The sequence below is a fragment of the Rathayibacter sp. VKM Ac-2759 genome, from assembly GCF_009834225.1.
Lineage (GTDB): Bacteria > Actinomycetota > Actinomycetes > Actinomycetales > Microbacteriaceae > Rathayibacter.
In genome coordinates this window covers 2,554,886-2,567,107 of sequence record NZ_CP047176.1, presented here as the reverse complement: position 1 = coordinate 2,567,107, position 12,222 = coordinate 2,554,886, and the positions used below count along the sequence as shown (strand labels likewise).

Genomic DNA, 12,222 nt, shown 5'->3' with positions numbered 1-12,222 from the left:
CCGCCGACCGGCCGCCCCATTGTTACGCCCGCACCCGCGGCACGCGGACTCAGGCGTTCGCGCGCGACGCCTCCACCACGGCTCGGGCCGCCTGCAGCGCCTGCGCCAGATCGGCGCGCAGGTCGTCGATGCTCTCCAGCCCGACCGAGAGGCGCACCAGGCCCGGCGTGACGCCGGCGGTGAGCTGCTGCTCCGGGCTGAGCTGCGAGTGCGTGGTCGACGCGGGGTGGATGACCAGCGAGCGGACGTCGCCGATGTTCGCCAGGTGCGAGAACAGCGTCAGGGAGTCGACGAACGCACGACCCGCGTCCACTCCGCCCTTGAGCTCGAACGACAGCACCGCGCCGACGCCCTTGGGTGCGTAGTGGTTCGCCGCCGCGTACCACGGCGAGGTCGGCAGACCGGAGTAGTTCACGGTGGCGATGTCGGAGTGGTTCTCGAGGTACTCCGCGATCTCCTGCGCGTTCTGCACGTGGCGCTCGATGCGCAGCGACAGCGTCTCGATGCCCTGGATGAGCTGCCAGGCGCTCGCCGGAGCGATCGAGGCGCCGAGGTCGCGCAGCAGCTGCACGCGCGCCTTGATGATGTAGGCGAGGGAGTCGCCGACCGCGGCGGTGTACACGGCGCCGTGGTACGACTCGTCCGGCGTGGTCAGTCCGGGGAAGCGCGCGGCGTTGGCCGTCCACGAGAAGGTGCCGCCGTCGACGATCGCGCCGCCGATGACGGTGCCGTGCCCGCCGAGGAACTTGGTCGCCGAGTGCACGATGATGTCGGCGCCGTGCTCGAACGGGCGGATGAGGTACGGCGTGGCGATCGTGTTGTCGACGATCAGCGGGACGCCGGCGGCGTGCGCGACGTCCGCGACCGAGCGGATGTCGAGGATGTTGATCTTCGGGTTGCCGATGGTCTCGGCGAAGAAGAGCTTGGTGTTCGGGCGGACGGCGCGGCGCCACTCCTCCTGGTCGTCCTGGTTCTCGACGAAGGTCGTCTCGATGCCGAGCTTGGCGAGCGTGTACTTGAAGAGGTTGTAGGTGCCTCCGTAGATCGACGACGACGACACGATGTGGTCGCCCGCCTGCGCGATGTTCAGCACCGCAGCGGTCTCGGCCGCCTGGCCGGAGGCGAGCAGCAGTGCTCCGGATCCGCCCTCGAGCGCCGCGAGGCGCTCCTCCACGACCGCCTGCGTCGGGTTCTGGATGCGCGTGTAGATGTTGCCGAACTCCGCCAGCGCGAAGAGGTTCTTCGCGTGCTCGGCGTTGTCGAAGACGTAGGAGGTGGTCTGGTAGATCGGCGTCGCGCGGGCCTTGGTGACCGGATCCGGGGCGGCACCCGAGTGGATCTGCTTGGTCTCGAACTGCCACTGGGTGGGGTCGGTCATGGTGCGTCCAATCGGGTCGTCGACATCTGCGGGCGGAGGCCGTTCTCCGCCGCGACGAGCCTAGGTGGGGTCGCTCGCGCGGTCGAGGGCACCCGACACACGCGGTAATCCGATCAGCGTGCTCCGCGGTCGCGCGCGGCCGGGGCGTCGCGCTTGGAGCCGGTCGGGTCGGCGCGTCGGGGCCGCTCCGGACGCTCCTCCACCACGGGAGCGAACAGCCAGGCGGCGCGCGGCTCGACGAGCTTGTGGAAGAGCGTGCGCGGCCAGCCGAGCGAGAGCACCACCGAGACGAGGACGCAGAAGACGATCACCGCGACCAGGGCCACGGTGCTGTCGGCCGCCGAGAGGATCCCCGACTCCCGCAGCGGGTAGAGGACGAACGAGTGCAGCAGGTAGACGTACATGGTCGACTGCCCCCATGTCGTCAGCGCGCTGCGCGAGCGCGGCACCAGGCTGAAGAACGCGAGCGAGAGCACGACCGCGACCAGCATGAGGCCCAGCCGCACGAGGCCCGCCCACCACTCCGCCTCGCCGAGCGCGTCGTACGGGCGGTCGTAGAAGAACCAGTAGCGCAGGTCCGCGGCCCGGAACGCCTCGATGTTGACGGTCATCACGACCACCGTGAGGGCGAAGAGCGCCGCCGCCGCGATCCGCCAGACCGTCAGCTGAGCCGGCCGCAGGTCGAGCCAGCGGTCGATCAGTGGAGTCGAGCCGAGCTTCCAGCTGCGCAGGCGCCAGCCGAACACGAAGAAGGGGAGGATGCCGATCGCGCGGGCCAGCGAGAAGGTCGAGTCGATGTTGTCGTAGTAGCTGACGCCGACGGCCAGCACCACGCTGATCAGCAGCGGCCAGCGCAGCAGCGCCAGGTAGGGCAGGACGAGCCGGAAGATCCCGAGCGCGAGCAGGAACCAGAGGGTCCAGCTGGGCTTGGTCGGGTTGAACTCCTGCTTGCCCTCCACGGCGAACTGCACCAGGGTCCAGACCGTCTCCATGATCAGGTAGGGCAGCAGGATGTCGGTCATCACCCGGCGCATCGCCCGGCTGTTCGGCGGGCCGCCCTTCGAGAAGTAGCCCGAGATGATCGCGAACGCCGGCATGTGGAACGCGTAGATCGTCAGATAGACGATCAGCGAGGTGTCGGAGTTGGCGGTGAGCCGCTGGATCCCGTGCCCGATGACCACGAGCGTCACGCAGACGAAGCGCGCGTTGTCCCACAGGGGAACGCGTCGCTTCGGGGGAGCGGCGACCCCGCCCGTGGCGGGAGCCGGGTCGGCGGGCTGCACGCGGTCAGACTAGCGTTGGGCGCGACGACGGGGTCGGTGGTGTCCGAGGCTTGACGGAAGGGGACGATCGTGGTTCGACGCGTCGTCGTGACAGGAGCGAGTTCAGGGATCGGTGCGGCGACGGTCCGCCTGTTCCGCGACCACGGCTGGGAGGTCGTCGCCGTCGCGCGGCGCCGTGACCGGCTGGAGGCGCTCGCCGCGGAGACCGGAGCGGAGGTCTTCGTCGCCGATCTCACGGACGCCGCGCAGGTCGATGCGCTCCGCGACCACGTCGCCGCGACCGGTGCGGTGCACGCCCTCGTCAACAATGCGGGCGGCGCCCTCGGGCTCGACTCGGTCGAGGCGTCCGACCCGGACGACTGGACGCGCATGTTCCAGATCAACGTGCTCTCGGTGAAGCTCGTCACGAGCGCCCTCCTGCCGCTGCTGCGCGCGGGCATCGCCGACGCGGGCTCCGAGGGGTCCGCCGACATCGTCACCATCACCTCGATCGCCGGGCACGTCGCGTACGAGGGCGGTGGCGGGTACAACGCCGCCAAGTTCGCGGCGCACGCCCTCGTGGCCGTGCTGCGCCTCGAGCTCGCCGGAGAGCCGATCCGCGTCATCGAGATCGCGCCGGGCATGGTGCACACCGACGAGTTCTCGCTCGTGCGCTTCGGCGGCGATCGCGCCCGCGCCGACGCCGTCTACGCCGAGGTGCCCGACCCGCTGGTCGCCGAGGACGTCGCGGCCGCGATCGTCTCCTCCGTCGAGCTGCCCGCGCACGTCAACCTCGACCTGGTGACGATCAAGCCGGTGGCGCAGGCCGCGCCGCACAAGGTCGTGAAGGGGCCGCTCGCGCCGAAGGTCTGACGGGGGGTGCGTCGGCGGGCGCCGGGATGTGACGCGGAGGGTCGCGACGCCCTAGCCTGTCCCTCATGGTTTCCGACGCCGACGACTCCGCCGCCCTCCTCGCCGCCACGGAGAAGGAGGTCCTCGGCTGGCTCGAGTTCGGCGACGCCGCCCGCCACCTCGCCGACGACGTGGTCGCCTCCGGCTACCGGCCCGAGCTCGTGGTCGCGATCGCCCGCGGCGGGCTCCTGCTCGCCGGAGCGGTGGCGTACGCGCTCGGGATCAAGAGCTGCGGCGCGTTGAACGTCGAGTTCTACACCGGCGTCGAGGCGCGGCTGGCCGAGCCCGTCGTGCTCCCGCCCCTGCTCGACGAGGCGTCGGTCCGCGGCAAGCGGATCCTGCTCGTCGACGACGTGTCCGACTCCGGCCACACGCTCGCGCTCTCGGTGAAGCTCATCCGCGCGATGGGCGCCGAGGTGCAGACCGTCACGCTCTACACCAAGCCGCGCACCGTGCTCGAGCCCGACTTCTTCTGGCGCCGCACTCCGCGCTGGATCGTCTTCCCCTGGTCGGCCCTGCCCCCGGTCGCCGGTGCCCTCGCCGAGGACGACGAGTGAGCGTCCACCTGATCGGCGGCGGAGGCGGCGCCGAGCACGACGCTGCGCTCTACGGCGCGTTCCTCGCCGAGGCGCGCAGCCGCGCCGTCGACGCCGGTCGCATCGAGGGGCCGCGCATCGCGATCGTCGTCGTGCACGACGGGCTGGGCGCGGAGGCCTACGCCCACTACTCCACGCTGCTCGCGGCGGTCGGCCCGCTCGAGCCCGTCGCCGTGCTGAAGCCCGAGGGCGGTCGCTTCGACCCCGCGGTCTTCGACGGCGTCGACGGGATCTTCGTCGGCGGGGGGCTCACGCCCGCGTTCCGCGACGCCCTCGAGCCGGCGTTCGCGACGCTGCGCGATCTCGTCTCCTCCGGTGTGCCCTATGCCGGCTTCTCGGCCGGCGCCGCCATCGCAGCCGATCGCGCGATCGTCGGCGGCTTCCGCGTGGGAGGAGTCGCCGTCGCCCCGGAGGCGTCGGCGGAGGAGCTCGACGAGGTGAGCGTCCTCGAGGGGATCGGCCTGGTCGATGTCTCGATCGACGTGCACGCCGCGCAGTGGGGCACCCTCGGACGCCTGGTCGCCGCCGTCGAAGCGGGCCTGGTCGACGGAGGCGTGGCCATCGACGAGTCGACGGTCCTCACCGTGGGCACCGGCGCGCTGCAGGTGCGCGGTGCCGGCTCCGTCTGGCGGGTCAGCGGAGGCTCCTCGGGAGTCGTCGTGGCGACGCTCGCCGCGAGCTGACCCGCGTGGAGCTGCAGGAGCTCGCCGAGGCCGGGCTGATCGATCGCGGCTGGGCCGAGGCGCTCGCGCCCGTCGGCCCCGACATCGCGCGGATGGGCGACTTCCTGCGCGCCGAGGTGGCCGCCGGGCGGCCCTACCTCCCCGCGGGCAGGGACGTGCTCCGCGCCTTCGCGGCGCCGCTCGCCGAGGTGCGCGTGCTCATCGTCGGTCAGGACCCGTACCCGACGCCCGGGCATCCGATCGGGTTGTCGTTCGCGGTCGAGCGCCACGTCCGCCCCGTCCCGCGGAGCCTCCAGAACATCTACCGCGAGCTGCACGACGACCTCGGCCTGGCGACGCCCTCGCACGGCGACCTCGGCGACTGGACGCGGAGCGGCGTGATGCTGCTCAACCGCGTGCTCACCGTCGCCCCGGGTGCGCCGGCGTCGCACCGCGGCAAGGGCTGGGAGGCGGTGACGGAGCACGCCATCAGGACTCTTGCGGCGCGTGACCAGCCGCTCGTCGCGATCCTGTGGGGGCGCGACGCCGCGAACCTCCGTCCCCTGCTCGGCGACGCCGGCATCGTCGAGAGCGCGCACCCGAGTCCGCTCTCGGCCTCGCGCGGCTTCTTCGGCTCCCGGCCCTTCAGCCGGGCGAACGAGCTGCTCGCCGAACGCGGCGCGGATCCGGTCGACTGGAGCCTCGCGGAGTGAACACCGCGGGGGCGCCGCACGTCGATACGCTGACTCGGATCGTGCTGACTCGGATCGTGCTGACCCGGATCGTGCTGACCCGGATCGTCGGAAGGAGAGCAGAAGATGCTTGAGGAAGAGTACGAGCAGCGCCGCGTCCTGCCGCCGCACCTGCGCAAGGCCCCGGCGCCGGAGCCCGACTTCTCGTTCGAGATCCGCGAGGTGCGGGAGGCCGACCTCCCCGACATCCGCGAGATCTACAACCACTACGTGCGCAACACGGTCGTGACCTTCGACGAGGACGACTCGACGCTCAAGGAGTGGCGGACGAAGTTCTCGCGCAACCAGAAGCTGGGGCTCCCGTTCATCGTCGCCGTCTCTCCCTCGGGTCAGATCCTCGGCTACGCGATGGTGTCGCCGTGGTCTTCGAAGCGCGCCTACCGCTTCACCGTCGAGAACTCGATCTACCTGCGAGCGGCCTCGACCGGCAAGGGTCTCGGCAAGGCGCTGATGGCCGAGCTGCTCGAGCGCTCGAAGGCCGTCGGCATCCGGCAGATCATGGCTGTGATCGCCGACAAGGGCGCGGAGGCCTCGCTCGGCATGCACGCGCAGTACGGCTTCGTCGAGGTGGGGCGGATGGGCCGCGTGGGCTTCAAGTTCGAGCGCTGGCTCAGCACGGTGCTGATGCAGAAGACGCTCAAGTAGCGCCGCGGAGTACCGCCGCGTCCAGGTCGCGGGGAGGGGACCGCACGCGTTCGCCGCCGCTCGACGGTCGGGAACGCGATCCTGTGAGAGCCCGCGGGGCCTTCTCGGTATCGGGACGTGGGCGGTGCGCGACCGCGGGACGGTGCGCGGGTCCGCTGGTGCACTCCAACGCTGGATGCGCTGACCACGCTCCCGCAGTGTTGGCGCGCTGGAGCGGGTCGATCGGCCAGCCGGCGCGTCAGAACGGCGGCGGTGCATCGTCGAACCGTGGTCGCGGGGGTGGTGCGGGTGGGCGTCCGGGGAGTGCGGCCGGTCGTGTGGTGACGCGGCGACCTGTGGGGGTGCTCCACTCCGCGGTGCCGTCGGGGTGGAGGCGGTAGGTCCAGCGGTCGCCGTGTCGGACGTGGTGGTGGGCGGTGCAGAGCGACGCGAGGTTGTCGAGGCTGGTGTCGCCGCCGTTGCGCCATTCGAGGGTGTGGTCGGCCTCGCTGGTGGACGCGGGTCGGGTGCAGCCGGGGAAGCGGCTGGTCTGGTCGCGGAGCTGGAGGTGCAGGCGCATGCGGTGCGGTGGGACACGGTGGGTGCGGCCGACGGAGGCGACGAAGCCGGTGTCCGGGTCCGTGAGGATGCGGGTGAAGGAGGCGCCGACTCCGACGAGTTCGCGGGCGGTGTCGGCGGGGATGAGTCCGTAGCCGTCGAGGTGCGCGGGGGTGTCGTCGGCTCCGGTGGCGGTGCTCGCGGCGAGCGTCAGCCGCACGTCAGCGCGCACTCCGGGCACGAACGTCGGCGGGGCGGCCGGGCCGTCGTCGACCGGGGTCGTGCCTGCGATGTCGCCGTCGCAGAGCAGGTCCGCGAACGCGTCGGCGCGCAGCTGGGCGAGCGTGCGCTCGTCGCCGGAGTGCTCGTTGCCGTTGCTGTCGCTGTCGCCGTCGCGGAGGGTGCGGGCAATGCGGTCGATGCGGTTGTACGCGCCCATCGCCACAGGTGCGGGCAGCAGCGCGCACAGCGTCGCCATGCCGTCGATCTCCGGCGAGACCCACACGCCCCGGTCTCGCCGGGCACGCACGTGCCGCACGGCGAGGGGCTCGTCGTGCAGTTCGTCCCTCATCCGGGCGACGGCCCGGCGCAGCTGGGTGAGGTTCTTCGTCAGCGCCACCTCCACCGCGCGCTCGTCCAGCTCTCCACGGGCCGTGACGGGCAGGGTGGCGGCGGCGTCGCAGATCGCCTCGATCGCCTCCCACAGCAGCCGACCCTCCGAGAGGGCAGCGCGGGTGAGGGGCAGGTCCTCGAACAGCAGCTGCGCCAGCTCGAGGTTGCGTGTCACCATCCGCTCGGTCATGCCCTGCCGCGTCGCGAGGTCGGCGCGGATGGACCGCTCCACGAGATCGTGCGACTCGCTCCGCGACAGCCGGCCGCCACGGGCGAACGCCTCCGGGATCTCCCACGCCACCCGACGCGCGAGGTGCAGGGCCGTGGCGCGGGTGAACTGCAGCTGCGCCGCGGAGAACCCCGCCCGCGCCGCGAGTTCTGCGAGCTCGTCGACCGCGCCGAGCCGCGCCGCGACTGCCGCTGAGGCCTCACCCGTTCCATCCATACGAGTATTGAATCAGGCACCACTGACACCGGACCGGCCCAAGCGCTCGAACCGGACAAGTCACCCCCGATCGGCGCCTGTGGAGGACGACGACCACTGGTCTGGCGTCCTGCCGGACCAGCACTCCGCCGCAGAGGGTGGCGACATCCGCAGTCGGAGCTGCGGGCGGGCAGCTCTGCTGGATCCAGTGGGTCTCGATACGCCCCTTCGGGGCTACTCGACCAGCGGGCTGGCAGACGAGGCAGACGAGGCAGACCACGTAGGCAGGCACGCAGGCGGGCAGCTCTGCCGGATCCAGTGGGTCTCCATACGCCCCTCCGGGGCTACTCGACCAGCGGGCTGGTAGACGAGGTAGACGAGGCAGACCACGGAGGCGGGCACGCTTGCGGGTAGCGAGTCAGGCGGGTAGGTCGGCGGCGAACCGGAAGAGGAGCAGGCTGGCGGGCCGGCGGGCAGCGAGACAGGCGGGCGGGGAGGCGGCGGCCCTGCGGAGGAGCGGGCTGGCGGCAGGCGAGCGGCGACACAGGCAGGGAGGGCTGGGGCAGCCGGCAGAAGAGCGGGCGTGCAGGCGGACAGGAGGACAGCGAGACAAGCGCGTATACCTACGGCAGGCAGGCAGGCAGGCAGGCAGGCGGGCAGACGAGGCAGACGACGTAGGCGGGCACGCCGGCGGGCAGCGACTCAGGCGGGTAGGCCGACGGCGAACCGGCAGGGGAGCAGGCCGGCGGGCTGGCGGGCAGTGAGACAGGCGGGCGGGGCGGCGGCGGCCCTGCGGAGGAGCGGGCTGGCAGCAGGCGAGCGGCGACACAGGCAGGGAGGGCTGGGGCAGCCGGCAGAAGAGCGGGCAGGCGGGCAGGCAGGCAGGGAGACGACGCAGGCGACGCATGCAGGCACGCCGCGGGCAGCGAGACAGTGGGATGGGCACCCCGCCCCACTCGCCGATCGAGCGCGCAGCCGGCAGGAGCGGGCGCCCCGACGTGCGCCGCCCCCGGAGCAGGCGCCGGGCGGCCCGGGCGACACTGCGAATGCGCCGAACCGGCGGGGGAGGGGTGAGGCCCCACTCCTACACTTGTCGGCATGGAATGGCTCGTCCCGCTCATCATCGTCGTGGCCCTCGTCGTCGTCCTCGGGGTGTACCTCTGGGCGACCTACAACTCGCTCGTGACCCTCAACGTCCGCGTCGACGAGGCCTGGAGCGACATCACGGTCCAGCTCAAGAGACGGGCCGATCTGATCCCGAACGTGATCGACTCGGTGAAGGGCTACGCCGCTCACGAGCGGCAGGTCTTCGAGTCGGTGACCCGCGCTCGCGCCGAGACGCTCTCGGCCGAGGGACCCGCCGAGGCGTCCGTCGCCGAGGACCACATGCAGAAGGCCCTCCGCTCGATCTTCGCGGTCGCCGAGGCCTACCCGCAGCTCCAGGCCAGCCAGAACTTCCTCCAGCTGCAGGGCGAGCTCGTCGACACGGAGGACAAGATCCAGGCCGCACGCCGGTTCTACAACGGCGGCGTGCGCGAGATGAACACCAAGGTGAAGGTGTTCCCCAACACGCTCTTCTCGCGCCGGCTCGGCTTCTCGGAGCGCGAGTTCTTCGAGGTCGGCGATCTCGCCGCGATCTCGGAGCCCCCGCGCGTCCAGTTCTAGAGGCTCCCGGTGTACAGCGCGATCGCGAGGAACAAGCGCAACACCGTCCTGATCCTCGTGCTCTTCCTCGGCATCATCGGCGGTCTCGGCGCGCTCGCCTCCGCGATCTACCGCAGCACGACCATCGTCGTCGTGGTCCTGATCGTCGCGGCGGCCTACGCCGTGTTCCAGTACTTCTTCGCCGCGAGCCAGGCGGTCGCCCTGAGCGGAGGCGTGCCGATCGAGAAGTCGGACGAACCGCGGCTCTACCGCATCGTCGAGAACCTCTCGATCACCACGGGCACCCCGATGCCGAAGGTGTACCTGATCGACGATCCGGCTCCCAACGCCTTCGCGACGGGACGCGACCCCGAGCACGCCGTCGTCGCGGCGACCACCGGGCTCCTGGCGATCATGGACGACGCCGAGCTCGAGGGCGTGATGGCGCACGAGCTCGGGCACGTCCGCAACTACGACATCCGCGTCTCGATGATCGTGTTCGGGCTCGTCGTCGCCGTCGGCTTCCTCTCCGACGTCTTCCTCCGCTTCGCCTTCTTCGGCGGCAACCGCAACGGCAACGGTGGCGGAGGCAACCCGGTGCTGCTCGTCGTCGGCCTGATCTCGATGGTGCTCGCTCCGATCGTCGCGACCGTCGTGCAGCTCTCGATCTCGCGCCAGCGCGAGTACCTCGCGGATGCGACGAGCGCGCTCACCACGCGCCACCCGGATGCTCTGGCCAGCGCCCTGCTCAAACTCGAGTCGGCGGGCAGGCCGATGCGCCGCCAGAACACCTCCATGGCCCATTTGTGGATCGCCGACCCGGCGAAGCCGAGCGCGATCTCGCGCCTCTTCGCCACGCACCCGCCGATCGCCGACCGCGTCGCACGCCTCAGCGAGATGGGCTCGCGCTTCTAGATGTCGTACTCCTCCACCGCAGCCGGGGGTGGAGCCGCAGCCGCGGGCGGAGCCGACGCCGCGGGCGGAGTCACCGCCGCGAGCGGTCCGCCGTCGAGCGTCGTCAGGTACTCGTCGAAGACCGGTGCGGGGTCGGTGCCCGTGGCGACGGCGTCGACGAGGGCGCGGCGCACCAGGGCGAGCACCACGGTGGCGAGGACGGCGGCGCGCGGGTACTGAGCGGGGGCGAGGCCCATCCGCTCGGCGATGCACGGGGTGAGGGCGGTCTCGCCGTCGTGGAGCGACTGCGCCCAGACGGCCCGCATGGCGGGTGTCTCGGTCAGCAGTGGGATCAGGCGGAGGGTGCGCTCCAGCTGCTGGCCCGACGCCGCGGCGGCGAAGGCGGCGCCGAGCGCGGTGTTGAGCGGCTCGGAGGCGGGGCGGGCGGTCAGCGCGCGCCCCATCGCCGCGATCGCCGCGTAGAGCACGGGGCGCACGCAGTCCTCCTTGCCGCCGAGGTAGCGGTGGAAGGTGCGCAGCGAGATCCCCGCCGCGTGCGCGAGATCGATCGAGCTGACGCCCTTCACCGTGCCGCGCTCGAGGAGGAGGGCCACGCACTTCTCGGAGAGGGCGAGTGCGATCGTCCCCTGGCGCTGAGGGGTGACGGCGCTCATGCGACCACCTCCGCGTGGTGGACCGACAGCGCAGCGAGGAGCGCGGGCGCGAGCGTGCCGCGACCGACGACGTCGACGGCGTCGAGCCCCTGCCAGCGCGCGGCCTCGACCAGCAGGGCGGCGAGCCGCTCCGCCGTGTCGGCGGGGGCGCCGGGCTCGAGCCACGCCGCCTGGACGCGCAGCACCCGGTTCTGCCGGTCGCTCTTGAGATCGACGCGCGCCGCGATGACGTCGTCGAGCAGCACCGGCAGCACGTAGTAGCCGTGCACGCGCTGGGCCGCCGGAGTGTAGATCTCGATCCGGTAGTGGAAGTCGAAGAACAGCTCGGCGCGCGGGCGGTGCCAGACCACGGGATCGAACGGGGAGAGCAGGGCGTCGGCACGGAGGGCCCGCGGACGTCTCGCTTCGGTGTGCAGCCAGAGCGGGATCGGCCGGCCCGCGCGCTCCCAGCCGCGGACCTCGACCGGCGCGAGCTCACCCGCATCGACGAGGTCGCGCACCGCCGCGAGGGTCCGCGCCTGGAGCAGCCGGTGGTAGTCGGCCAGATCGCCGAGGGTGCCGATGCCGTGCGCGCGGGCGGCGCGCCGCACCAGCTCGCGGATCGCGTCGTCGGGCGGGACCTCGGCCTCGAGCACCTCGCGGGGCAGCATCTGCTCGGCGAGGGCGTAGGACCGCTCGAAGCGCGTGCGCCCGGCGGTCACCACCTCGCCCCAGCGGAACAGCACCTCGAGACCGCGCTTCATGTCGGACCAGCCCCACCAGGGGCCCGTCCGGGTGTTGGCCTCGTGCTCGATCTCGGAGGCGCGCAGCGGCCCGTCGGCGAGCGCCGCGCGCAGCCAGTCGAGCGTCGAGCGGTTCTCGGCGGCCCAGCCCTCGTGCTCCGGGAGGCGGACACGGCGGTAGTGCTCCATCCGCCAGCGGTAGAGGGGGACGTCGGCTCGGCGGATCAGCGCCGCCTCGTGCGCCCAGTACTCGAGGTAGTGGCCCTTCGGCGAGAACGCGACCGCGTCGAGCAGCCCCCGGTCGTAGGCGCCGAGGCGCGCGAAGACGGGGAGGTAGTGGCTCCGCTCGAAGACGTTGACCGAGTCGAGCTGCAGCGGGCGGATGCGGTCGATCACCCCGAGGATCTGCCGCGTGCCGACCCGGGGCGCGGGCGCGGCGCCGAAGCCCTGGGCGGCCAGGGCGATGCGGCGCGCGAGCGCGGGAGTGAGCTGCTCGGTCATGGTGCGC

The 12,222-nt window shown here is 72.0% G+C and carries 12 protein-coding genes; 7 read left to right on the top strand and 5 right to left on the bottom strand.

Annotation, left to right across the window (positions count from 1 at the left end; translation table 11 throughout):
- Positions 1-49: 49 nt before the first annotated feature.
- Both GSU68_RS11875 and GSU68_RS11870 read right to left on the bottom strand, forming a co-directional pair.
- Positions 50-1,378 (bottom strand): bifunctional o-acetylhomoserine/o-acetylserine sulfhydrylase, encoded by a 1,329-nt coding sequence (locus GSU68_RS11875; protein ID WP_159908556.1) that lies wholly within the window; start codon positions 1,376-1,378, stop codon positions 50-52.
- Positions 1,379-1,491: 113 nt separating this feature from the next.
- Positions 1,492-2,661 carry an acyltransferase family protein gene (locus GSU68_RS11870; RefSeq protein WP_159908554.1) on the bottom strand — a complete coding sequence of 390 codons (1,170 nt, stop codon included), beginning with the start codon at positions 2,659-2,661 and terminating at the stop codon, positions 1,492-1,494.
- A gap of 69 nt (positions 2,662-2,730) precedes the next feature.
- Here GSU68_RS11870 and GSU68_RS11865 point away from each other — a divergent pair, with 69 nt between their 5' ends.
- The 5 genes from GSU68_RS11865 to GSU68_RS11845 all read left to right on the top strand — a co-directional run bounded on the left by GSU68_RS11865 (position 2,731) and on the right by GSU68_RS11845 (position 6,207).
- On the top strand, positions 2,731-3,513 hold the full coding sequence (locus tag GSU68_RS11865) for an SDR family NAD(P)-dependent oxidoreductase (RefSeq protein ID WP_244259260.1): 783 nt from the start codon (positions 2,731-2,733) through the stop codon (positions 3,511-3,513).
- A gap of 65 nt (positions 3,514-3,578) precedes the next feature.
- Positions 3,579-4,109, top strand: coding sequence for a phosphoribosyltransferase (locus GSU68_RS11860; protein ID WP_159908552.1), 531 nt, complete (start codon positions 3,579-3,581; stop codon positions 4,107-4,109).
- The gene (locus GSU68_RS11855; protein WP_159908550.1) at positions 4,106-4,831 is read left to right on the top strand and encodes a Type 1 glutamine amidotransferase-like domain-containing protein; all 726 of its coding nucleotides are present in this window, start codon (positions 4,106-4,108) and stop codon (positions 4,829-4,831) included. The genes GSU68_RS11860 and GSU68_RS11855 overlap by 4 nt, the downstream gene beginning before the upstream one ends.
- Positions 4,828-5,523: a uracil-DNA glycosylase gene (locus GSU68_RS11850; protein ID WP_208544708.1), complete on the top strand. Its 696-nt coding sequence runs from the start codon at positions 4,828-4,830 to the stop codon at positions 5,521-5,523. Before GSU68_RS11855 ends, GSU68_RS11850 begins: the two co-directional genes overlap by 4 nt.
- Positions 5,524-5,628: 105 nt before the next feature.
- The gene (locus GSU68_RS11845) at positions 5,629-6,207 is read left to right on the top strand and encodes a GNAT family N-acetyltransferase (protein WP_159908546.1); all 579 of its coding nucleotides are present in this window, start codon (positions 5,629-5,631) and stop codon (positions 6,205-6,207) included.
- Between the two features lie 238 nt (positions 6,208-6,445).
- On the opposite strand, the gene GSU68_RS11840 is transcribed toward GSU68_RS11845, so the two are convergent.
- Complete coding sequence (locus tag GSU68_RS11840; protein WP_159908544.1) at positions 6,446-7,801, bottom strand: HNH endonuclease signature motif containing protein; 1,356 nt, start codon at positions 7,799-7,801, stop codon at positions 6,446-6,448.
- Between the two features lie 1,077 nt (positions 7,802-8,878).
- Here GSU68_RS11840 and GSU68_RS11835 point away from each other — a divergent pair.
- Together GSU68_RS11835 and GSU68_RS11830 are read left to right on the top strand one after the other, a co-directional pair.
- Positions 8,879-9,445: a LemA family protein gene (locus tag GSU68_RS11835; RefSeq protein ID WP_159856527.1), complete on the top strand. Its 567-nt coding sequence runs from the start codon at positions 8,879-8,881 to the stop codon at positions 9,443-9,445.
- Positions 9,446-9,454: 9 nt separating this feature from the next.
- Positions 9,455-10,339, top strand: a complete 885-nt coding sequence (locus tag GSU68_RS11830; RefSeq protein WP_159908542.1) for a M48 family metalloprotease — start codon at positions 9,455-9,457, stop codon at positions 10,337-10,339.
- On the opposite strand, the gene GSU68_RS11825 is transcribed toward GSU68_RS11830, so the two are convergent.
- Together GSU68_RS11825 and GSU68_RS11820 are read right to left on the bottom strand one after the other, a co-directional pair.
- Positions 10,336-10,992, bottom strand: a complete 657-nt coding sequence (locus GSU68_RS11825) for a TetR/AcrR family transcriptional regulator (RefSeq protein ID WP_159908540.1) — start codon at positions 10,990-10,992, stop codon at positions 10,336-10,338. The two genes, GSU68_RS11830 and GSU68_RS11825, sit on opposite strands and share 4 nt — an antisense overlap.
- Positions 10,989-12,215, bottom strand: coding sequence for a crosslink repair DNA glycosylase YcaQ family protein (locus tag GSU68_RS11820; RefSeq protein WP_159908538.1), 1,227 nt, complete (start codon positions 12,213-12,215; stop codon positions 10,989-10,991). Before GSU68_RS11820 ends, GSU68_RS11825 begins: the two co-directional genes overlap by 4 nt.
- Positions 12,216-12,222: the final 7 nt, after the last annotated feature.